Genomic DNA, 21153 nt, shown 5'->3' with positions numbered 1-21153 from the left:
TCGTGATGAACTGGCGAAGGGGGGCGCAGCGCCCAGGCATGGATGGTGGACAAACTCGGTGAGCGATTGCGCGGGCTGAAGGCCGACCCTTGGGCCGACCTCAACCATCGCCAGCGCCTGAGCGCAAAGATGTGGCAACGCCTGGGGGGGCGAAAAGACCCTAGATCCAGAGGATCACGGCCAGCAAGGCACCGAAGATTGCCCACTTCTCCAGGTAGTAACGCGTGCGATTGCGCTTCTTCAATTCCTTGCCGCGCAAACGGATCTTGTACAGCCGGGCGAACGCGCGGTTGATCCCGCCGGTTTTATCGCCGGCATCGTTGGGCGCGCCGGCGGCGGACATCACCGTGCGGCTGAACCAGGCGTTGAACGCGGCCGCCCAGCGGTATTTCAATGGCCGTTCGACGTCGCAGAACAGGATGATGCGATTGGCCTGGGTGGTGTTCTGCGCGTAATGGATGTAGGTCTCGTCGAACATCACCGCCTCGCCATCGCGCCAGTGATAACGCTCGCCGTCGACCTCGATGTAGCAACCAGGGTCATTCGGCGTGTCCAGGCCCAGGTGATAACGATAGGAACCCGCGTAGGGGTCACGGTGGCGCACCAGTTTCGAACCCGGTGGCAACTCGGCAAACATGGCCGCCTTGATCGAACCGATGCTCTGGACCAGTTCAGTGGTGCGCGGGCACAGCTTGGTCGCCGAAGGATGACTCTCGCCGTACCACTTCAGGTAGAAACGTTTCCAGCCGGTCTTGAAGAACGAATTGAAACCCACGTCGTTGTACTGCTCCGAGCGCTTGATCTCCCCTGCCCGCAGCAGGTTCTGGCCTTCTTCGCGAATTTCCTGCCAATGGGCCTGTAACGGGCTCAGATCGGGGAAGTCACGCGGGTCCAGGTACGGCCGGTTCGGCAGTTTGGAAAACAGATAAAGAAAGCAGTTGACCGGCGCCAGGAAGCTCGAATGATCGCTTAGCTGGCGACCCAGCTTGTGCCGAACGCGACCGCGCAGGTGCACGTAGGCGATGGATAGCAGGTAAAGGGAAACAAAAATCAGCTTCACGAAAAATAATCACTGGTCGGAAAAAAACACGTTGCGCACCATCGGACGTGGATCAACGCAACATTTGAGGTTCAGGCGCTACTGAGCACAACGCCAGCACGCACCATCGCCGCGCATTTTAGTCACAGTTTGTAACGTAGGGAAAACGAACAAATGTGAAAAACGGTAGGCTGGATGTAGTGCCGATAACCCGGCACCCTTGCCACCCGGGCAACATCTCCCGATACCTGCCCCTGTTCATGGAAGATTCACCTAATGAAGCCAGCTCCGCGCTTGACCGCCCTTTCGCTGTTCGCCGGCGTGCTCACCAGCCTGACCTGCGCGTCCGCCGGCGCCATTGATTACCCCGACGCCGTCGCCAGCGACCCGGCAACGCTCGGCTGGATGGTCGGTTCGCCACCGCCGCCTGCGCGCATCATTCGGTTCGCCGATGGCAGCTACTACCAATTTCCGGCGCTGCGCTGGAGCTTCTCCAACTTTCGCCAGTTGATGCCCACCCTGAACGTCTCGCGCGGGCTGGCGGCGCCGTCGGTGCTGGTACAGGCGCCCGACCGCGCCATCGACGCCCTGTCGTTCAACACCCTGGACAGCCATCAGCCCCTCACCTGGGCACAATCGCTGTCCGCCACCTACACCGACGGGATTGTCGTGCTGCATCGCGGCAAGGTGGTGTACGAGCGCTACTTTGGCGTGTTGACGCCCCAAGGCCAGCACGCAGCCATGTCGGTGACCAAATCCCTGGTCGGGATCCTGGGGGCAACCCTGGTCGCCGAAGGCAAGCTCGACCCGGCCAAGCGCGTCGACGACTACGTCCCGGAGCTGGCGAACTCGGCCTTTGGCAACGCGACGCTGCGCCAGGTGCTGGACATGACCACGGGCCTTAAGTACAGCGAAGACTATGCCAACCCCGACGCCCAAATCTGGGCCCATGCCAATGCCGGCAATCCCCTGCCCAAGCCCAAGGATTACCGTGGTCCGCGCAGCTACTATGAGTTTCTGCAAAGTGTGCAAGCCCAGGGCCGCCACGGCGATGCCTTCGCCTACAAGACCATCAACACCGACGTACTGGGCTGGGTGATCGCCCGGGTCACGGGGCAAAACGTCGCCCAGCTCCTGTCGCAACGTATCTGGAGTCGCCTGGGCATGGAACAGGACGCCTATTTCAGCGTGGACAGCATCGGCACCCCCTTTGCCGGTGGTGGATTCAACGCCGGGTTGCGGGACATGGCCCGGGTCGGTGAAATGCTGCGCAATGACGGGCAGGCCAACGGCGAGCAGATCGTGCCCAAGGCCGTGGTCGACGAGATCCGTGGCGGTGGCGACAAGGCGGCCTTCGCCAAGGCCGGTTATGGCCTGTTGCAGGGCTGGAGCTACCGCAACATGTGGTGGGTCAGCCACAACCCGAACCGCGCCTTCATGGCCCGCGGCGTGCACGGGCAAAGCCTGTACATCGACCCGCAGGCGCAGATGGTCATCGCCCGTTTCGCCTCGCACCCGGTGGCGGGCAACGCCGCCAACGACCCGGTGACCCTTGCGGCGTTCGCCGCCCTGGCGCAGCACCTGCTCCAGCAACCTTGAGCCAGGCCGACCCGTGCTGGCGACGGCGCCAGGCTGATCCAACAAATTAATGAGCATTATTGATTAGTGTTTTTCGCCTGCCTGGCCTCCACTAGCGCCCCCCCGGCTGCTCCGGCGGTGTGCTGGTGGATGAAAATCGTCGATTCGACACCCCCATCATTTCCAATGGAGCGTCTATGCTGGTTTTACCCTTCTCATGCCGTTGCTGTCCGCCCCCGGAGGCTCTCCATGCTACCCACCCCTCTCACCGAGAAATCCTTCTCCCGGGATATGTTTGATGTCCTGATCCGCGCGGGGCTGCTCGCGGTCCTTCTGCTGTTCTGCTTTCGCATTTTCAGCCCGTTTCTGGACTTGATGCTGTGGTCGGTGATTCTGGCGATCACCCTGTATCCGTTGCACGGCACGCTCAGCCGCAGGCTGGGCACCCGTGGCGGGCACACGGCGACCCTGATGGTGCTGATCGCCGTGCTGATCCTGTTGGTGCCGGTCTATCTGCTGGGCACCTCGATCGTCAGCTCGGTGGAAAGCGCCATGAACATTGTCCGGGCCGACACCGTGCATATCCCGCTTCCGCCTGACTCGGTAGCCACCTGGCCCCTGATCGGCGAAAAACTCCATGGCCTGTGGATGCAAGCCGTCACCGACCTGCCGCTGCTGGTGCAAAAGTACATCCCCGAGATCAAGCAAGTCAGCCTCGCCCTGCTGAGCAAGCTGGCCGGCGCCGGCGCGGGTTTCCTGATCTTCATTTTTGCCCTGATCATCGCCGGGATCTTCATGGCCTACGGTGAAAGCGGCAGCCGCAGCGCGGTGAGCATCGTGTCGCGGGTCTGCGGCCCAGACCGTGGCCCGTCCATCACTGAACTGTGCACCGCAACCATTCGCGCGGTGGCCCTGGGCGTGATCGGCATTGCCTTCATCCAAATGCTGCTGGTGGGTGCCGGGTTCGTCCTGATGGGCGTGCCCGCTGCTGGCTTGCTGGCCCTGGCGGTATTACTGCTGGGCATCATGCAACTACCGGCCACCCTGATCACCGTACCGGTGATCATCTTTGTGCTGGTCAACCAAGGCGCGACAACCGCCACCATCATCTTCGCTATCTACGTGTTCGTCGCCGGCCTGGTGGATAACGTGCTCAAGCCGCTGTTGCTCGGGCGCGGCGTCAACGTGCCGATGCCCGTGGTGCTGATCGGCGCCTTAGGCGGCATGGTCACCAACGGCATCATCGGCCTGTTCATCGGCCCGGTGGTCCTGGCCGTGGCCTACCAGTTGTTCTGGCAATGGGTGCAGGACCAGCCATCCGTTTCCCGGCCCGACAACCTGAGGCAGTCCTGACACGGCCGAGTGCACTGCATGCCTAGATCCTGCCATCCAGGGCACCTGTTGCTGATTGCGCTGCTCGGCCTCGGCGGCTGCGTGCGCCTGGGGCCGGACTTCCAGAGTCCGGCGCAAGAATGGACGCGGCAGTGGAACAGCGCCGCCCTCGAACAAGCCAGCCAACGCGGCGACAATCCGGACCTGCGCCAGTGGTGGCGGGTGTTCAACGACCCGATGCTCGACCGCTTGATTGCCGAAGCCGACGCCCACAACTCAAGCCTGCAGATCGCCGGCTTACGAGTGATGGAGGCCCGTGCGCAACTGGGTATCGCCCAGGCCGGGCTCTATCCGCAAGTGCAGCAGGCCAGCGCCGACAGCCTCTATGTGAACCGCAGCCAGGCCGGCGGCAAAAACCCGCAGAGCAGTAACTTCTGGCAGTACAGTGCCGGCTTCGATGTCGGCTGGGAGCTGGATTTCTGGGGCCGCTTCAGTCGCGCCATCGAGTCCTCGGACGCCAGCTACTTCGCCGCCCAGGCCAACTATGAGGACGTCCTGGTATTGCTGCGCGCCCAGGTCGCCGATACCTACTTTGCCCTGCGCACCACCGAGGCGCGGTTACGCGTGGCGCGGGAAAACAGCACCCAGCAGAAGCGCAGTTTCGAGATCACCGAAAAACTGTTCAACAGCGGCCAGACCGCCGAACTCGACGTGCAGCAGGCCAAGACCCAGTACCTGGGTACCCTGAGCAGCATTCCCAGCCTCGAAGACCAGGCGGCACGCACCCGCAACGCCCTGGCCGTGCTGATTGGGCAGCCACCGGGGCCGCTGTCCCAGCTGAACCTGAACACCGGCCTGATCCCGCTGGTGGACCGCGCCGTGTTGCAGGACGTGCCGGCCGAACTGCTGCTGCGCCGTCCCGATGTGCGGGCCGCAGAGCTGAATGTCGCGGCCCAGTCGGCGCTGATCGGCGTCGCCGAATCGGACCTGTATCCGTCCCTGAGCCTGCTGGGCAGCATCGTCTGGTCAGCCAACTCGGTGGGCGGCACCTCCAACAACCTGGACCTGGTCGGCGGCCCCAGCTTGCGCTGGAACATCTTCGATTACGGGCAGATCCACAACAACATACGGGTCCAGGATGCTCGCTTGCAGCAACTGATCGAAGCCTACCGCGACAAGGTCCGCCAGGCGGCCCGTGAAGCCGACGATGCCGCCACCGGGTTGACCAAGGCCCTGGAGCGCGAGCGCATCCTGCGTGAAGCGGCATTTGCCGCCGAACGCTCGCTGGTACTGGCCAATGCCCAATACCGTGAGGGCTATTCGGATTTCCAGCGGGTCCTCGATGCGCAGCGCGCGCTGCTGCAACAACAGGATAGTTACCTGCTCAGCCGCAGCACCGCCGTCAGCAACCTGATTGCCCTGTATCGAGCCCTGGGAGGCGGCTGGTACAGCGCCCAGGCGAAAATCTCTGCACCGACCCGCCAGCAAATGGAACAACGCACCGACTGGGGTGACCTGCTGCAGGAACCCGCCAGCCCGCAACCCGCCCCAGTCCCGGCTCCCGCTCCCCAAGGTGATCAACGATGAGTGACGTCCCGCCACCTGCCGCCAAGGCCCCCGAACCTGCCGCCGAACCGGTGAACAAAGGCATCAAGTGGGTCGTGCTGCTGATCGTCCTGAGCCTGGCCTGGTACCTGCTGGCAGACCGTTTCACCCCCTATACCCAGCAAGCGCGCGTGGGCGCCTTTGTCATCCCGGTGGCGTCCGAGGTGGCCGGGCGGGTGATCAAGGTCAATGTGCGCAACAACCAGGACGTCAAGGCCGGGGACGTGCTGTTCGAAGTCGACCCGCAACCGTACCAGATTGCCGTCGACCGGGCCCGCGCCGACCTTGAATCGACCCGCCGGCAGATCGGCGCCAGCACCGCCGGGATTGCCGCAGCGCAAGCCAACTTGCGCGCGTCCCAGGCCAACGAACTCAAGACCCGCCAGGACAACCAGCGCCTGGAAGGTTTGTACCGGGAAGATCGCGGGACCATTTCCGTGCGCTTGCTGGAAGTCTCGCGCGCCAACCACGCCCAGGCGGTCAGCCAGGTGGCGGCCGCCCGCGCCGAAGTCCAGCGCGCCCGTGAGCAGGAAGGCGGTAGCGATCAGGACAACGCCCTGTTGCGCAGTGCCGCCACCGCACTGTCGAAAGCCGAACTGGACCTGGCCAATACCCAGGTGCGCGCACGCTCGGCGGGCCTGATCACCGACCTGCGGACCGATACCGGGCAGTTTGCGGCTGCCGGCACCCCGGTCATGACCCTGATTGCTATCCATGATGTGTGGATCAGCGCCGACATGACCGAGAACAACCTCGGCCTGGTCAAGCCCGACACCGAGGTCTCCATCGTCCTCGACGCCCTGCCTGGCGAGGTGTTCAGCGGCCATGTGCGCAGCGTCGGCTACGGCGTCAGCGTCGGCCAGCCGACCTCCCCCGGGGCCCTGCCCACCGTGCAGAACAGCCGAGACTGGCTGCGCCCGGCGCAACGCTTCCCGGTGATCATCGAGTTTTCCGCCGAGTCCCTGGCCACCCTGCGCGACGGCCGTGGAATACGCGCCGGTGGCCAGGCCGAAGTCATGGCGTTCCCCACTGCCGGCAATCCCCTCAATCCCCTTGGCCACTTGTTTCTCGGGCTGATGAGCTGGCTGTCGTATGCCTACTGAGCGCTCGCCCCAGGCCCAGCGCGCACTGCGCCTGGCCTGCGGCACGGCGCTGTGCCTGACGGTCAGCTTTGGCCTGGCGCTGCCGATTCCCTTTATGGCGCCGGTGCTGGCCCTGATGCTGCTGGTGTCACTCAATCAGCCGCTGTCGTTCAAGGCCGGCCTGAGTCTGATTCTGGTCGCCCTGTTCACCACCGGCGTCGGCCTGCTGCTGATCCCCATATTGCGCTACTACCCGGCCAGCGGCGTGCTGCTGGTCACGCTGGCGCTGTTTGTGGTGTTCCGCATGGGTTTGCGTGGCGCCAATGGCCTGGTGGTGACCTTCCTGACGATCGGCCTGACCCTGATCTCCGCCGCCGGCGTCGCCGACTTCGGCCTGGCGGTGACCGTCATCGAGGCGCTGGCAAAGGGCCTGTTCCTCGCGATGCTGGCGGTGGGGGTGAGCCACTGGTTGTTTCCCGACCCCGGTAACGCGCCCTCCCCCCCGCCGGCCCCGACCCTCAGCGCACCAGAGATTACCCGAGTGGCCTTGCGCGCCACCTTGATCGTGCTGCCGACCTTCCTCCTGGTGCTGCTTGACCCGGCCAGCTATCTACCGATCGTCCTCAAGGCCGTCAGCCTGGGGCAACAGAGTTCCACCACAGGCACCCGCCACGCCGGGCGCGAACTGATCGGCTCGACCCTGCTCGGCGGCCTGCTGGCGATTCTGTTCTGGTGTGGGCTGAGTCTGTTTGTGCACCTCTGGATGTTTTTCCTGTGGACCCTGCTGTTCACCCTGCTGGTGGCGCGCAAGCTCTATCGCCTGCGCCCGAGCGCCCAAAGCCCGGGGTTCTGGCTCAACACCCTGGTGACCATGATCATCCTGCTCGGCCAATCGGTGCAGGACAGCGCCGCCGGCAAGGACGTCTACACCGCCTTCGCGATCCGCATGGGGCTGTTTATCCTGGTGACCCTCTATGCCTGCCTGATGGTCCACCTGCTGGATCAACGCAGCCGCCGGCGAAGCGCTGGCGCGGCCTCAACACCGGGTTGAACCAGGCGTCTGGCATGGATTCCAATCGGTTCGAGCAACGGTTCCTGGCGCTTGCTCAGTTGACGGTATTCAGGGCCGCGCACTGAAGCGATCTTCAGGAGGATTGTCAATTTTTCGTTGAGTCGTGGATCACTTTGTCGCGCAGATGAAAATATAAATGCAACTCATTGTTATATAAGGATTTTAATCAACCTGCCGTTCATCTTTTTCTACGTCCAGCCGATGGCCTCTCAATGGAACCAGGGAGCCATCGAAATGAGAAATAATCAGCCAGTCACTCAGCGTGAAGTTTCACTCGCGCCTCAGCAGAAACTGATCTCGACAACTGATGCTCGAGGCGTTATCACCTACTGTAATGACGCATTTGTTGAAATCAGCGGCTTTGAAAGAGCCGACCTGATTGGTGCTCCGCAAAACATCGTGCGTCATCCCGATGTCCCTTGCGCCGTCTTTGCCCATATGTGGGGTGCGCTCAAGCAAGGTCGCCCGTGGATGGGAATCGTCAAGAACCGAACCAAAAATGGCGACCACTACTGGGTCAACGCCTACGTCACGCCGATATTTGAAGGAAGTCAGGTCACCGGATTTGAATCTGTGAGGGTCAAGCCAACGGCTGACCAGATTCGTCGTGCCCAATCCCTGTATCAGCGCATCAGCCAAGGCAAGCCGGCAATTCCTCGTCAGGACAGTTGGCTGCCGGTCCTCTTTGACTGCCTGCCCTACCTGGCCACAGGCGTAGTGGGCACCTTGAGCGGCCTGTTCCTGGATGCACCGGTGGCGTTGGCGGTAACCGCCGGCATTGTCTTGCCACTTGGCTTTCTCGCATCACGCTGGCAGCAGCGAGGAACATTGCGCTTGTTGCAGTTGGCCGAACCGTCGACGTCCGACCCACTGATTGCCCAGATGTACAGCGATGAGCGCGGCCCTCAAGCCTGCCTGGAAACAGCATTCCTCAGCCAGGCTGCACGCCTGCAGACCTGCCTAACACGACTGCAGGACACGGCCGAGCATCTGAGTGCCCTTGCACGACAATCCGATCTACTGGCAAGCGACAGCTGCGTAGGCCTTGAACGACAACGGGTTGAAACCGAGCAGGTGTCTACCGCGATCAACCAGATGGCCGCGACCACTCAGGAAGTCGCCACCCACGTCCAGCGTACGGCAGATGCGACGCAGCAAGCCAACGTGCTCACGAGCCGCGGTCGCGAGGTCGCGCGAGACACCCGGCAGGCGATCGAACGCCTCTCCGAGGTCGTCGGGGAAACAGGCTTGACGGTTGCGCAACTGGCCAGGGACAGCAATGAAATCGGGACCGTGGTTGACGTGATCAAAGGTATCGCCGACCAGACCAATTTGCTGGCGCTCAATGCCGCCATCGAAGCGGCACGCGCGGGCGACATGGGCCGCGGCTTTGCTGTAGTCGCCGATGAAGTCCGTCAGTTGGCACAGCGCACCTCACAATCCACCACTCAGATCCATGACCTGATCACCAAGCTCCAGGCGTCGTCCAGTAACGCGGTGCAAACCATGGAGAACGGTCATCGCCAGGCCGAAGAAGGCGTGGCTTGGGTGCTTGAGGCCGACAAGGCACTGGTAGGGATCAGCGAAGCCGTCGCGCACATCACCGAGATGACATCCCAGATTGCCACCGCCACTGAAGAGCAGACGTGTGTCGCTGAAGAAATCAGCCGCAATATCACCACAATCGCAAGCCTGGCCGATCAAACCTCGGAACAAGCCAACCAATCGACAGGCCTGAGCAAGGAGCTGACCAGAACCGCCTCCACCCAGTACTCATTGGTCGAGCGGTTTAATCGATAGCCTGGAGAAACCGTGCAACTGCGCACACGCGCAGTCTCCCCTCGACAGATAGCCCGCCATTGAGCGGGCTTTTTGTTCACCTCGCAACGATGCGGGCCCCTGCTCCCCCCTTCAACTCGGCCTGAGGTTCGCACTTTTACAGTTTGCTATGGCAAGGCACCATGACGGCTCGACAAGAATCCGCAGTCCAGGTGCTGATTGATCAACCCAGCCACTGCAGGTGAGTGGGTAAAGCCCAAGTCAGACATGTCTACCCCTCCCGAGGTGACCGTCAGGACCAGATGGGTGATTAGCCCAGGATGCTCAAGCGCCACACACACCGCGACGATGCCCCCCATGGACTGCGCCACCAAAGCGCTCGGCCGGTCGATGTCAGCAACGACGCGGGCGACCAGATCATCCATGCTGGCCACGCCTGGGCTGGATGGCGTATCGCCAAAACCGGGCCAACCGACATGCTTCTTCTGCGCCGTGGTGCTCAGGAGCTCAGCAACCGGGCACCAAAACTGCGTGTTACCGGAAGCGCCGGGCAAAAACAGCAGCTGCTCAGGTGGGGTGATCATTGGCTCGTTCCTTGAGGCGGATTCGTGGCCCAGCAGTATGCAGCTGGGCAACACGTCTTGCTTGATGGACCTGGGATTTCTAACAGCTTCTTAGAAGCTATAGCGGGCAGTCAGCTTCACATTACGTGGGTCGCCGTAGATGTCGTAAGGGCTATAGCCGCCATTGGCCACGCTGCTGTAGTAGGTGCGGTCGAACAGGTTGTTGACGTTGAGCTGCAGATCCAGTTGCTCGGTGGCCTGGTAGCCTCCCACCAGACCGACCACGGTGTAGGAGCCCTGCTGATTTTTCCATGCGGTGGCACCGGTTCCCCCCGACGTGCGAATGCGGCTCTGCTCATAGACATCACCGCCAATACGCCAGCGCTGCAGCTCATCGGGCAGGGTATAGATCGTGGCCAGCTTGAAGAGCTGACGTGGTTTCTTGCGGTCGAAGTCTTCGCCTTCTTTGGCTGCGTTGGCGTCATTGACGTATTGGGTCTGGGTGTAGGTGTAACCGGCAGCCAGTTGCCAGTTGTCGGTCAAGGCGCCCTGGACTTCCAGGTCAATGCCCTTGCTGCGCACGAGGCCAGCAGCCTCATAGCAGGCACTGGCGGCGCCTGAACCGCAACCTTTGATATCAGGCAACTCCTGGGCGCGATTCTTCTGGTCGATCTGGAACACAGCCATGCTCGCATTCAGTGCGCCATCAAAGTACTCGCCCTTGATGCCCACTTCGTAGTTCTCACCCACTACAGGCTCGATCACGTTGCCGCCTATGCCTTTCTCGCTCTGCGGCTTGAAGATATCGGTGTAGCTGACATAGACCGAGTGATTGGCGTTGAGGTCGTAGACCAGGCCGGCATAGCGGGTCAGGTTGCGAGTGACCTTGTAGTTGCTTGCACTGTTTGCGCTGTCATCGAATTCGTACCAATCCAGACGGCCACCGAGAATCAGCGACAGTGGCTCGCTCAAGCGCAGGCGGGTACTGGCATAGAAGCTGTCCTGGGTGGTGGTCTCGGGAAGGCCATCAGGCCCCCTGATGTAATCCGGCTTGTCATGACCCCGTGGATCCCACTCGAAGAGATTGCTGCCTGCGTCGATGAAATCGCTCCAGGCCTTGCCGGAACGATAATCCAGCTTGCGCTTGCTTACGCCCAGGCTCAGGTCATGCTCTTGACCCAGCAACTGGAAGGGGCCGCTCAGCGCCAGGTCGTAGCCGGTTTCCTTCTGCTCCATGGCTTCGGTCCATAGGTAGTGGCGATCGTATTCCCATATCGAAGAGGCCAGCACGTCGGTGTCGGTCTTCGATTGCATGGCTGCCAGGCGTAATGTCCAGTCGTTGGCCAAGCCTTGCTCAAGAGTGGCGAAATAGCCGGTAGTGCGATTGTCCGAATATTCCCAGTCATGACCGAGGAAGGTGTCACGTGGCAGCCCGAGATGACCGCCACCGCGGGCCATCGGCAACCCGCCCCAGATGTAGTTGGTGTAGTTCTTCTGCCGGTAGCCACCGAGTGTCAGGGTGGTGCTTTCACTCAGGTCGGCGTCGACCACGCCGTAGTACAGATCCGCATCACTTTCCACCGAGTCCCGGAAGCTCTTGGCATCCTCGCGCGAGACCACGGTACGGGCGCGCAGGGTGCCGTTTTCATTGAGCGGGCCGCCGACATCCAGGGTGCCGGTGTAATCGTCCCAACTACCGGCACTGCCGGTGAGCGTGCCCTGGAATTGATGGGTCGGGCGCTTGCGTATCAGGTTGATGGCGCCAGCCGGGTTGCCGGCGCCCTGGGCCAGCCCGGTGGCGCCGCGAACGATTTCGACCCGGTCATACATGGCCAGGTTGGCCTCTCCGCTGGGCAGGTAGGTCAGGAAGCTGGTGGGAAAACCGTCGTACATGATGTTGTCGATGTCGAAACCGCGAGCGCTGAATGTCGGCCGCCCCGCCCCGCCGGAGTTGTTCAGAAAAACCCCCGGTGCGCTTTGGGCGACATCGCTGATGCTGGTCATGGCCTTGTCGTCCATACGCTTGCGCGTGACCACGCTGACCGTCTGCGGCGTTTCGCGCAAGGTCAAGGGCAGCTTGGTGGCAGTCTGCATGACCCCGGTCGTGTAGGAACCGCTGTTCTCTGTAGTCGCCACCAGGTTTTGCCCGGTAATGCTGGTAGCGCCCAGTTCCAGGCTGGTGCCGGCGTCCTGCGGTGTCAGCAGGAACAGCCCACTCCCCTGCGATGAAGCTTGCAGGCCGGTGCCTTGCAGCAGTTGCTGCAAGCCGCCTTCCACGCTGGTGGCGGCATTCAGGCCAGGGCTGCGCAAACCCTCTACCAGGCCCGGCTCGATGGGCAGGGTGATCTCCGCCTGGCTGGCGAACTCGGCGAGGGAACTGCTCAGGTCACCGGCAGGCACATGATAGGCACGCGTGTGCTGGGCGCCTTGTTCGGCGGCCTGCGCCGATGCGGTGATCAGGCTGCCGCCCGCAATGATCAGACCCAGTGCGCCAGCGTGCACTGCCCGCGCCAATGGTTGCATGCCCTGCTTCGTCGCCATGTGTTCGTCCCAGCCCTGTAAAAATTGATGTGGTTACAGGAGGGACACGCAACCCGAGGAAAATACGACAATGATTCTTATTAAGTTTACGCGCGCGCCGTGAGAGTGACCCAATAGGGCGTACGGTAGTGGACGCTTACCGGCAGAGTCTGGCTCAGGGCGTGAAGAATCTGGTCGGTGTCACGCAACTGGAAGGTACCGGAAATCAACAGCCCGGCTACTGCTGGATCGCACCGCAGCAGGCCGGGGCGATAGCGATCCAGTTCGCGGATAAAGGCATCGAGGCGCATCTTTTCTGCGCGCAGCACGCCGCTTATCCAGTCCAGACGATGCTGCGCCAATGCCTCTGAGGGCAGTGCCGCCAGGGGACTGACATGGGTCTGCCGGCCGACCGCCAGGTGCATCAGGCCCTCATCGGCTCGTGACAGTCGCGGACGCACCAGGACAGCGCCCTGCAGTGCGGCAAGGTAAGTGCTGTGCGGGTACTGTCGCACCAGAAGACGGCTGCCGAGCAAGGTGAGTTGTGCTTCGGCGGTATCGACAATGAATGGCCGCCTGCCATGCTCGCGGGGCACCTCGACAAGTATCTCTCCGGCGATCAGGCGCACGCGACGAACGCTGTCGTCGTAGGCGATATCGACGGCGCTGCCCGTGTTCAGGCGAATCTGCCCACCCTCCGGCAGATGCAGCGTGCGCTGCTGCCCCGTGGCGGTGCGCTCGTCCGCCTGCCACTCGCGCCACGGCAGGCGTTGCTGTGCTGCGAATCCGAGCGGGGCGGCGGCGATCAGCAACGCGAGGGTCTTGAGCGTCTTTCGCCGATCCGGGCTGCGTGGGCGCTCTAACGCTGCCCGCGCGGCATCACCCGCTAACTGCTGGCTTCGTTCGCTGAAGCGCTCGGCCAGTTGCCAGGCGCGTTCGTGATCAGCGTGCCGCGCCCGCCACTCAGCGCCAGCGGCGTGCTCGGCAGCCCCGGCGGCGCGGTTCTGCAGGCGCACGAACCAGCTTGCCGCTTCACGGGCAATGCGCCGGTCGATGGGCGCATCACTCATGCAGCGCGCCCTGGCTGGCGAGCATGATGCATTCTTCGAAAGCCCGCGCCAGATAGCGTTGCACCGAACGCACACTGAGGCTGAGGCGGCGGGCGATCTCTTCCTGCGTACACCCCTCCAACTGCGCCATCAGGAACGCCTGCCGGCTTCTGGCTGGCAATCGGGCCAGTACCTGGTCGATCTCATCGAGGGCCTCGAGCACCAGCGCCTGGTGTTCCGGTGACGGTGCCAGGTCTTCCGGTGTTTGCGCCAGCAGGGTCAAGTAGGCCTGCTCCAGTGAGCGACGGCGGTAGAGATTGATGGAAAGGCGATTGGCGATGGTTGCCAGATAGGCGCGCGGCGTCGTGACGTTCAGCGGCACGCCAGATGCGCTGCTGAGCAGCCGCACGAACGTATCCTGGGCCAGATCCCCCGCATCGGCGGCGTTGCCCAGGCGCTTGTGCAGCCAGCGTTGCAGCCAACCGTGATGGTGGCTGTAGAGCTGAGCGATGGCTTGATTCGGGTGGCGGTTTGCCGAGGAAGTGGACTGCACGGTATAGGAGAGATATGAATGAGAATTCATCGCATTCTAGCAGTGTAAGCTCGTGCTCGTGCAAGCAAAGGCTTCAGGCCCCAAGGTAAAGCGTCCATGTGGCTCTGCGGCGGCATTGAACAAGGCATCATCAAAAATGCCATGCCAGGATGGCCAGCACCTGGAGATCAACCAGAATGGCTGACACCTGCTCTGGAGGGTTTTCTGACGGATTGATCAGTACGCCTGTCCTGGCGCAGGTCGCTAGAAGACCATCAAGGCCCGAGCGGACACGGAGGAAATCAAGAACCTACTCAACGCTGGCCTAGCAATCCATGCTTGGTAAAGAGCCAGAGTTGGGCAGGTGATCGAACTCTATCAGGTTGGATCCAATCCTGCATTTCAACTTGTTGCCTGACGCGATACTAGAAAACGGCCTTGGGGGAAGTGACGGCGCGCACAAAAACTGAATGCACCTGCCATCATGGAACGATCCAACTGGGTGGAAGCTCGCGGCCCTGCAGACGTCGCCGACAACGTTCGCGGCGCTCTGGACAATCGACCGCAACGAAGAGTTCATCAAGTTGACGCTAGCAGTGCTCATGACGCCGGACTGACAACGTATGAGCACTACCCTGTTCAGGACTCAACTGACCCGTGTCGCAGCCCTTATCTGACCGAAGATGGATTGGGTTCCGGACAGACGCGCTAGGGCAACATTCAGCCTTTTTAACTAGCGGAACTCGAAGAACTCATAACGCAGATTGCGTTCTGGAATTCGCTGTTCGCGCATCAGTTCCTTGACCTGAGCCAGCAGCCCTTTGGGGCCGCAGAAGCTGATCTGGATTTGCTCTGGGTCGGTTTCGCGGGAAACCTTGCGCAAGGTTTCGGCCAGTTTGTCGGCACTGCTGTCATGGCCGACGAACTCGGCGCTGCGCTCTTCAGCCATCGTCTTCATATGCTCGACACTGGGGAACGCGCGCGAGGGGTTGAAGCAGTAAACCAGCGTGACATTGTCGAAGCGCTTGGCAGCTTTGTCCTGCAACCAGGAAACGAATGGCGAAATGCCCACCCCGCCACCAATCCAGATCTCCCGCTGGGCATCGGGCAGGCGTTTGAAGTGCCCGTAAGGGGCGTAGATATCGGCTAGCATGCCGACCTTGACCTGTTTGCGCAGCGCGTGGGTATAGTCGCCCAAGGCGCGGATCACGAAGTGGATGTGACCGTTGTCTTTATGGGCGCTGGCGATCGTAAACGGGTGCGGTTCACGCAGACCCTTTTCCTTCATTGCCAGGAACGCGAATTGCCCGGCCTTGAACGGAAAGCCGCGATGGACCGGTGCCAGCTCCAGGTGTAGGGAGCCTTTGCCGATGGACACTGCAGCAACCTTGTACTCGCCCGCAGTGGCGATGAAGGGGTAAAGCACCAGCTTGTACAGGGCCGCAATGACCCCCAATCCACAGAGTACGGCCAACCAGATGCCAGAGGGGCTGTTCAGGGTAATCGGTGACTTGAAGCTCAGCCAATGGGCAATGACGATCAGGAACAGGGGGCCAGAGAGCTTGTGCCACCAGCGCCAGACGCTGTAGGGAATGTTTCGGTTCAGGGCCAGCAGCACGATCATCCCCAGTGCTACATAGCTAAGTTGGCGCACCATGCGAGTCCAGTACTTGGAAAACTCCAAAATCGCGGCACTGTTCCAGGCGTCCAGGTTGGCTTTGAACACCAGGTGGTAGCTGGCGAAGACCAACGCCCAGATTCCCAGCCATTTGTGCGTTTCATACACCCGATCCAGCCCGCCGAACAGTCGCTCGATGAGGTGCCAACGAGCGGCCAGCAGGCATGACACCGCCATGTTGGCCAATGCCGAGGCACCCAGCACCAAGCTGAGGGTGGCCGAGGTCATCCAGGTATCAGAAGGAATTTCGAGCAAAATGGTAAGCGTAGTGATCAGCAGTATACTCACGACGCAATGCCAGCTTTTCATGCGGTTAGACTCCAGTTATCAGCGTCAATAACCTAACGGTTTTCGAGGCGGTCGGTGCTGACCTGGGTCACGGGCGGATCGACGGTGTACGCAATAACGGTATTGTAGTTCCGTGTTTGGAAGCTCCAGCCCAGCTGGGACTTCAGACTAGACGACCAAGAATGCTGGGGCTTGTTCGCTGGAGTTAGTTAGGAAGCCTGATCCGCGTGATGGCGGAATGGGAGTTCGAGACCGCCCCGATTCTTTTGCTGATACCGACCAGAAAAGACAGATCCCGAAACATACAGGCTCTGGCTTCTTTCTTGAGTGAATCATTCAAAACGAAAGGCACTGAGAAAAGCGGGTCATAGCCTGTTATCGTCCTCTCACTGAAACCTTTACTTTTGCTGGACATCTTCACGATGAAGAAAACTACCCCTGAGCAACAGGCGCTGATCAGTCAGTTGGAGCAAATAGCAGAAGGCTTGAGCCAGACCTTCAGCCCATTTTGCGAAGTCGTATTGCACGATCTGCGAGATCCCGAGCACGCAATATTGGCCATTCACAATAATCTTTCTGGCAGGGAGACCGGGCAATCGGCTACCGAGCTGGGGCTTGCCCGGATTGCCGATCCCGCCTATCCCCAAATAATTGCCAATTATCCCAATCAATTCAAAGATGGGCGCCAGGCCAAAAGCACGTCTATTGGAATCAAGGACTCTACTGGACGGTATGTGGCCGCGCTCTGCATGAACGTTGATCTCACCCTGTTTAGGGGGCTGCAGGGCATGCTGGATCAGTTCGGATCCTTCAGTGGCGATCGTCCGCATGAGTCGCTCGAATCGAGCGGTGCAGAAACGATTCGCGCGCGCATTGATCAGTTTGCTGCACGGCTATCCACGTCTCCCCGTGCGCTGAAGGCTGGCGATCGGCGAGTATTACTTCAGGAGTTGAAGGAGTGTGGCCTCCTGGATATCAGAAAGGCCATGGAAACGGTGGCTTCACACCTCGGCGTATCCCGCGCAACGGTGTATAGCGATACGAGGTGATCAACACCTCGTATGGGCTCGCCTACACAGGACAGCCTTTGGCCCTGAGCATCGCATTGAACCGATCAGGGTCAAGCGTGCCGTCTTCAATTCCCTTGAGGATCGACGCTTCCCGATCCAGCAGTTGGCGGCAGCGTTCATAAACCCTTGCGAGCTGGTCCTGAGCGATGGCAACAACGCCGTCGGAATCGCCTATCACCAGGTCACCCGGATTAACGACCAGCCCTGCGCACGACACTGGGATATTGATCTCACCCGCACCGTCCGTACTTGGGCCACGGTGGACGCAGCCGAGGGCGAAAATCGGCATCTTGCCGTCCAGCCAGTCGTCATGGTCACGAAGCACACCGTTTATGACGATCCCGACGATCCCGGCTTTGAGAGCCATCGCCCGCATGATCCCCCCAATGATGGCTCTAGTCTGGTCCCCACTGCCATCAACCACCAGGATGTCCCCGGGACGTGCCATCTGAATGGCTTTAAGCGTCATCAGGTTATCGCCGGGGCGAACTCGCACGGTAATCGCTGTGCCACACATATGGCCGCGTCCGTGAAATGGGCGAAGTCCCAGCCCGCCTACGTTGCGGCCCAAACAATCACTGATGATTGCGCTGGGGACTTGGCTGTACGCAGTCAGCCACTCTTCAGGGATAACAGCGGGTGATGGATTGATTTGGAAGCCCGTGGGCCAAGCTTCATTCGACGCGACATTGAGCATCATCGATCTCCTCTGAAATGCCAGAAATGGACGTACCTTCAGCGCTTCAAGCAGCGTTGGTTTCAGTGCGTGCAACTGCCTCAATCTCAACCAGGTAGCCATGGTGCAGCTCTGGTACCGGTACCACGGCGCGAGCTGGACGGTGGCTGCCCAACATTTCGGAGTAGATCCGGTCAAAGGCCGGCCAGTGCTTCACGCCTGCGACGTAAACAGTGACTTTGATCAGGTCGCTGGGAGAGCAATCTGCGGCATGCAGGATGGCCAGCAGGTTGTTCAGTGCAACTTGTGCCTGTTCGGTGAACGACGCCTCAACGTTGTGAGTGCCGTCCGGACTAACGGGAAGCTGGCCCGAAATGTAAAGCGAGCCTTGGTGAATAACCGCTTGCGAGTAGTGACCGGCAGGTTGGGAAGCCGCAGCGGTGCTAACAATTTTCATAAGTAACCTTTTCTAGGGTGGAGCCGGCGCAGCAAGCGATGCCTACGGCGTCAGCTCTTGGATGTATCAATGAGCGTTTGTGGAGGCTGCCTGAACCTTGCCAGGCGTCGGTGACGCCGCTCGCGAATAGAAGTTTGGGAGAATCCGAGACTACTGTGTGTTTAGATCCATCGATGCCACAAAGCCGCTTTGGGTGTCACCGATGTCACGATTGCTGGCGGAGCCTGCGATAGCTCCACCCGTTGCAAGTAACAGGAGACTTGGCAATCCCACTTGTTGATTATTCGAACTCATGGTTTTTTTCGTGGGCGAGCGCAAACGGAACGCCAATGGTTAAGCCTGCCAAGATCGAGAGCATAAACCTCGCCAACAGTGTGAGACTGAAGTTATAGCGGCTATTGAAGCCCAGGGGTTTGATCGTCATTCTTCGCTTCTCTTATTATTATGTTTTGATTAAACGACTTGAGGACTTTTCTCAGCATCAATTGCAGTTTCAACTTCCTCATGCTCATTACCGTGTCGGCCGATGACGGCTGTTGCGACACCGCAGCCAAATACGTTGGTAGCGGTGCGCCCCATGTCCAGGATGGGGTCAACGGCGAGGATGAGAAGCAGGCCTGCTTCCGGAAGGCCCATCATCGGCAGACCCGCAGCCAGGACGACCAGAGCGCCCCGCGCTACACCTGCGGTACCTTTGCTGATAACCAGTAGCGTCAGCAACACCATGACCTGGTGGGAGACAGTCATTTCAATGTTGTACGCCTGCGCGATGAACATCACGATGAAGGCTTGGTACATCATCGAGCCATCCAGGTTGAATGAGTAACCCAACGGCAGGACGAAGCTGCTGACACGTTTGTTGGCGCCAAACTTGTCCATGGCGGCAATGGTTTTCGGGTACGCGGCTTCACTGCTCGCGGTAGAGAAGGCGATCAGAATTGGCTCACGCATATGCTTGAACAGGTCTTTGATGCGTGGGCCGAGGGCCATGTAGCCGGCAAGCGTAATTAACGACCACAGAATTGCCAAACCTAGGTAAAACTGCCCAACCATCTTGCCAAAGGTCACGACCATTTCCAGACCATGCACGGTGATGGTGGCGGCGATGGCTGAAAATACAGCCAGTGGCGCCACATACATGACGTAATCGGTGACCCTGAACATGACATTGGCCAATTCTTCGAGCATGTCCACGATGATGGACTTGCCTTTGCCTCTGCCCTTGACGAACGCTAATGCAGAGCCGAAGAACAGCGAGAACACTACGATCTGCAGCACTTCGTTTGTACCCATTGCCTCAATAATGCTTCGAGGAAATACATGGGTGAGGAAGATCGGCAGGCTAAAGCCAGAAGTGTTCAAGCCCGTACTCACGGCTTCACCGTTCACGGTCAGGTTCAGACCGACACCTGGCTGGAAAATGTTGGCGAAGAGCAAACCGATGGACAGGGATACCAGAGAGGCAACCAGGAACCAGGTGATGGCTTTAAAGCCGATACGGCCCATCGAACCGTTCCCTGACATGCTGGCAACCCCGGTCACCAGGGTAGCAAGCACCAACGGTGCGATAACCATTTTGATCAGACGTAAAAACACGTCAGTGACCAGGTTCAGGTATCCGGAAATTTCTTTTGCGGCCGCAGCATCCAGCTGACTGTGGAGCGTGCCTCCTAGGACTATGCCGAAAATCATCGCGACAACTATCGCTTTAACGAGAAGGCGGCTTTTCATGTGCACCTCTTTTTATAGTGGCCTTATTTATGGCCATGTTGTCTGGGCTAAATATATGTTCGTTAAATTCCGGCAAGACGGTGCCGTCAGGCGCTGTTGAGCGCCTGATTTTCACCAGATAAAGCTAACTACCCTTAGGACTGGAGAAACTTTCCAAGCTTGTCGATATCAATATTACCGCCTGTAATAATGACGCCGACTCGTTTGCCCTGGAGTTCATCCTTTAACTTTCTTACTGCGGCAAGACCCAGGCATCCGGTAGGCTCGACCACAATCTTCATGCGCTGAACAAAGAACTTCATTGCAGAAATCAGCTCTTCGTCAGTAACAGTTACAACCCGGCTCACACCCTTCAAAATAATTGGAAAGGTATAGTTGCCAAGATGCTGAGTTTGAGCGCCATCTGCGATGGTGTCAGGGGTGTCGATGTGAACAATCTCACCTGAATTGAAAGATTGTTGCCCGTCGTTACCTGCTTCAGGCTCAACGCCGATCACAGCGCACGCTGGTGCCAATGCGCGTGTCGCCAAGGTCGTTCCCGACAGCATGCCGCCGCCACCCAGGCCTACAAACAAGGCGTCCAATTGACCGACGCTTTCAAACAGCTCCTTGGCGGCAGTACCCTGGCCGGACAGCACGTCTGGATGATCATAGGACGGGATCAGCGTCATGCCATGCTTGGCGGCCAGCGCCCGACCGATAGCCTCGCGGTCTTCGGTATAACGGTCGTAGAACACAACCTCGGCACCATAGCCTTTGGTAGCAGCGACCTTGGCTGCGGGAGCGTCAGTTGGCATGACAATGGTGGCCGGGATCTTCAACAGTTTGGCCGCCAAGGCGATTCCTTGTGCGTGGTTCCCCGAAGAGAACGCTACAACACCGCCTCGACGTTGCTCTTCGCTGAATTTAGCGAGCGCGTTGTATGCCCCGCGGAATTTGAAGGAACCGGTACGTTGGTAGTTTTCGCATTTGAAAAATACCTTTGCCCCGACTTCCTCATCGATCGTACGAGACGTCAGAACAGGCGTGGCGTTGGCTGCTCCCTCAAGTCGCGTAGCCGCGTCGACTACGTCTTGATAAGTTGGCAGAGTGATGTGCATAG

Annotated in this window: 17 protein-coding genes and 1 pseudogene; 8 read left to right on the top strand and 10 right to left on the bottom strand. The window is 60.0% G+C overall.

All coding sequences use genetic code 11. The features are described 5' to 3' along the window. Positions 1 to 160: 160 nt before the first annotated feature. Positions 161 to 1060: a lipid A hydroxylase LpxO gene (lpxO, locus tag H7995_RS04250; RefSeq protein ID WP_185818035.1), complete on the bottom strand. Its 900-nt coding sequence runs from the start codon at positions 1058 to 1060 to the stop codon at positions 161 to 163. A 255-nt stretch (positions 1061 to 1315) separates the two neighbouring features. Between lpxO and H7995_RS04245 the strand changes: the two genes are divergently transcribed. The 7 genes and pseudogenes from H7995_RS04245 (at position 1316) to H7995_RS04220 (ending at position 9508) form a co-directional block, all read left to right on the top strand. Continuing rightward, positions 1316 to 2638 carry a serine hydrolase domain-containing protein gene (locus H7995_RS04245; protein ID WP_182344549.1) on the top strand — a complete coding sequence of 441 codons (1323 nt, stop codon included), beginning with the start codon at positions 1316 to 1318 and terminating at the stop codon, positions 2636 to 2638. A 228-nt stretch (positions 2639 to 2866) separates the two neighbouring features. Further along, a complete protein-coding gene (locus H7995_RS04240; RefSeq protein ID WP_166592678.1) occupies positions 2867 to 3970 on the top strand; it encodes an AI-2E family transporter in 1104 nt (367 codons plus the stop codon). Between the two features lie 18 nt (positions 3971 to 3988). Beyond that, positions 3989 to 5536, top strand: coding sequence for an efflux transporter outer membrane subunit (locus tag H7995_RS04235; RefSeq protein WP_166592677.1), 1548 nt, complete (start codon positions 3989 to 3991; stop codon positions 5534 to 5536). Further along, the gene (locus tag H7995_RS04230; RefSeq protein ID WP_166592676.1) at positions 5533 to 6657 is read left to right on the top strand and encodes an HlyD family secretion protein; all 1125 of its coding nucleotides are present in this window, start codon (positions 5533 to 5535) and stop codon (positions 6655 to 6657) included. Before H7995_RS04235 ends, H7995_RS04230 begins: the two co-directional genes overlap by 4 nt. After that, positions 6647 to 7687, top strand: a complete 1041-nt coding sequence (locus tag H7995_RS04225; RefSeq protein ID WP_185818034.1) for a DUF2955 domain-containing protein — start codon at positions 6647 to 6649, stop codon at positions 7685 to 7687. Before H7995_RS04230 ends, H7995_RS04225 begins: the two co-directional genes overlap by 11 nt. 222 nt (positions 7688 to 7909) lie before the next feature. Beyond that, positions 7910 to 8215 (top strand): annotated as a pseudogene (locus H7995_RS28805) (PAS domain-containing protein); the annotation flags it as partial. A gap of 219 nt (positions 8216 to 8434) precedes the next feature. Further along, the gene (locus H7995_RS04220; protein WP_425312219.1) at positions 8435 to 9508 is read left to right on the top strand and encodes a methyl-accepting chemotaxis protein; all 1074 of its coding nucleotides are present in this window, start codon (positions 8435 to 8437) and stop codon (positions 9506 to 9508) included. Positions 9509 to 9654: 146 nt separating this feature from the next. Here the strand turns inward: H7995_RS04220 and H7995_RS04215 are convergent, their stop codons facing one another. The 5 genes from H7995_RS04215 to H7995_RS04195 all read right to left on the bottom strand — a co-directional run bounded on the left by H7995_RS04215 (position 9655) and on the right by H7995_RS04195 (position 16138). After that, on the bottom strand, positions 9655 to 10071 hold the full coding sequence (locus tag H7995_RS04215) for an alpha/beta fold hydrolase (RefSeq protein WP_166593017.1): 417 nt from the start codon (positions 10069 to 10071) through the stop codon (positions 9655 to 9657). Between the two features lie 90 nt (positions 10072 to 10161). Next, positions 10162 to 12591, bottom strand: coding sequence for a TonB-dependent siderophore receptor (locus H7995_RS04210; RefSeq protein ID WP_244647590.1), 2430 nt, complete (start codon positions 12589 to 12591; stop codon positions 10162 to 10164). A gap of 86 nt (positions 12592 to 12677) precedes the next feature. Next, positions 12678 to 13640, bottom strand: coding sequence for a FecR domain-containing protein (locus tag H7995_RS04205; protein ID WP_182344541.1), 963 nt, complete (start codon positions 13638 to 13640; stop codon positions 12678 to 12680). After that, positions 13633 to 14202, bottom strand: a complete 570-nt coding sequence (locus tag H7995_RS04200; protein WP_182344539.1) for a sigma-70 family RNA polymerase sigma factor — start codon at positions 14200 to 14202, stop codon at positions 13633 to 13635. Before H7995_RS04200 ends, H7995_RS04205 begins: the two co-directional genes overlap by 8 nt. A 682-nt stretch (positions 14203 to 14884) precedes the next feature. After that, entirely contained in the window at positions 14885 to 16138 is a 1254-nt protein-coding gene (locus tag H7995_RS04195; protein ID WP_166593020.1) for a ferredoxin reductase family protein, read from the bottom strand. A gap of 401 nt (positions 16139 to 16539) precedes the next feature. Here H7995_RS04195 and H7995_RS04190 point away from each other — a divergent pair, with 401 nt between their 5' ends. After that, on the top strand, positions 16540 to 17166 hold the full coding sequence (locus H7995_RS04190) for a helix-turn-helix transcriptional regulator (RefSeq protein WP_185818033.1): 627 nt from the start codon (positions 16540 to 16542) through the stop codon (positions 17164 to 17166). 22 nt (positions 17167 to 17188) lie between these two features. Here the strand turns inward: H7995_RS04190 and H7995_RS04185 are convergent, their stop codons facing one another. From H7995_RS04185 to H7995_RS04170, 4 genes are all read right to left on the bottom strand, one after another. After that, positions 17189 to 17986: an RraA family protein gene (locus H7995_RS04185; RefSeq protein ID WP_232534611.1), complete on the bottom strand. Its 798-nt coding sequence runs from the start codon at positions 17984 to 17986 to the stop codon at positions 17189 to 17191. Next, entirely contained in the window at positions 17931 to 18320 is a 390-nt protein-coding gene (locus tag H7995_RS04180; RefSeq protein ID WP_182344535.1) for a RidA family protein, read from the bottom strand. Before H7995_RS04180 ends, H7995_RS04185 begins: the two co-directional genes overlap by 56 nt. 453 nt (positions 18321 to 18773) lie before the next feature. Beyond that, positions 18774 to 20051 (bottom strand): dicarboxylate/amino acid:cation symporter, encoded by a 1278-nt coding sequence (locus tag H7995_RS04175; RefSeq protein WP_185818032.1) that lies wholly within the window; start codon positions 20049 to 20051, stop codon positions 18774 to 18776. A 134-nt stretch (positions 20052 to 20185) separates the two neighbouring features. Further along, positions 20186 to 21151 (bottom strand): threo-3-hydroxy-L-aspartate ammonia-lyase, encoded by a 966-nt coding sequence (locus H7995_RS04170; RefSeq protein WP_166593024.1) that lies wholly within the window; start codon positions 21149 to 21151, stop codon positions 20186 to 20188. Between the last annotated feature and the right edge of the window lie 2 nt (positions 21152 to 21153).

It is taken from the genome of Pseudomonas kielensis (assembly GCF_014236655.1).
In the GTDB taxonomy this organism is placed as follows: Bacteria; Pseudomonadota; Gammaproteobacteria; order Pseudomonadales; family Pseudomonadaceae; genus Aquipseudomonas; species Aquipseudomonas kielensis.
This window is presented reverse-complemented; position numbering and strand designations above follow the sequence as displayed.

Excerpts from the sequence above, each read along its gene's own strand:
- H7995_RS04195 (WP_166593020.1), bottom strand. The coding sequence starts at position 16,138 with ATGAAAAGCTGGCATTGCGTCGTGAGTATACTGCTGATCACTACGCTT.
- H7995_RS04215 (WP_166593017.1), bottom strand. The coding sequence starts at position 10,071 with ATGATCACCCCACCTGAGCAGCTGCTGTTTTTGCCCGGCGCTTCCGGT.
- H7995_RS04245 (WP_182344549.1), top strand. The coding sequence starts at position 1,316 with ATGAAGCCAGCTCCGCGCTTGACCGCCCTTTCGCTGTTCGCCGGCGTG.
- H7995_RS04185 (WP_232534611.1), bottom strand. The coding sequence starts at position 17,986 with ATGGCTACCTGGTTGAGATTGAGGCAGTTGCACGCACTGAAACCAACG.
- H7995_RS04205 (WP_182344541.1), bottom strand. The coding sequence starts at position 13,640 with ATGAGTGATGCGCCCATCGACCGGCGCATTGCCCGTGAAGCGGCAAGC.
- H7995_RS04235 (WP_166592677.1), top strand. The coding sequence starts at position 3,989 with ATGCCTAGATCCTGCCATCCAGGGCACCTGTTGCTGATTGCGCTGCTC.
- H7995_RS04230 (WP_166592676.1), top strand. The coding sequence starts at position 5,533 with ATGAGTGACGTCCCGCCACCTGCCGCCAAGGCCCCCGAACCTGCCGCC.
- H7995_RS04210 (WP_244647590.1), bottom strand. The coding sequence starts at position 12,591 with ATGGCGACGAAGCAGGGCATGCAACCATTGGCGCGGGCAGTGCACGCT.
- H7995_RS04190 (WP_185818033.1), top strand. The coding sequence starts at position 16,540 with ATGAAGAAAACTACCCCTGAGCAACAGGCGCTGATCAGTCAGTTGGAG.
- H7995_RS04170 (WP_166593024.1), bottom strand. The coding sequence starts at position 21,151 with ATGCACATCACTCTGCCAACTTATCAAGACGTAGTCGACGCGGCTACG.
- H7995_RS04225 (WP_185818034.1), top strand. The coding sequence starts at position 6,647 with ATGCCTACTGAGCGCTCGCCCCAGGCCCAGCGCGCACTGCGCCTGGCC.
- H7995_RS04180 (WP_182344535.1), bottom strand. The coding sequence starts at position 18,320 with ATGAAAATTGTTAGCACCGCTGCGGCTTCCCAACCTGCCGGTCACTAC.
- H7995_RS04200 (WP_182344539.1), bottom strand. The coding sequence starts at position 14,202 with ATGAATTCTCATTCATATCTCTCCTATACCGTGCAGTCCACTTCCTCG.
- H7995_RS04240 (WP_166592678.1), top strand. The coding sequence starts at position 2,867 with ATGCTACCCACCCCTCTCACCGAGAAATCCTTCTCCCGGGATATGTTT.
- H7995_RS04175 (WP_185818032.1), bottom strand. The coding sequence starts at position 20,051 with ATGAAAAGCCGCCTTCTCGTTAAAGCGATAGTTGTCGCGATGATTTTC.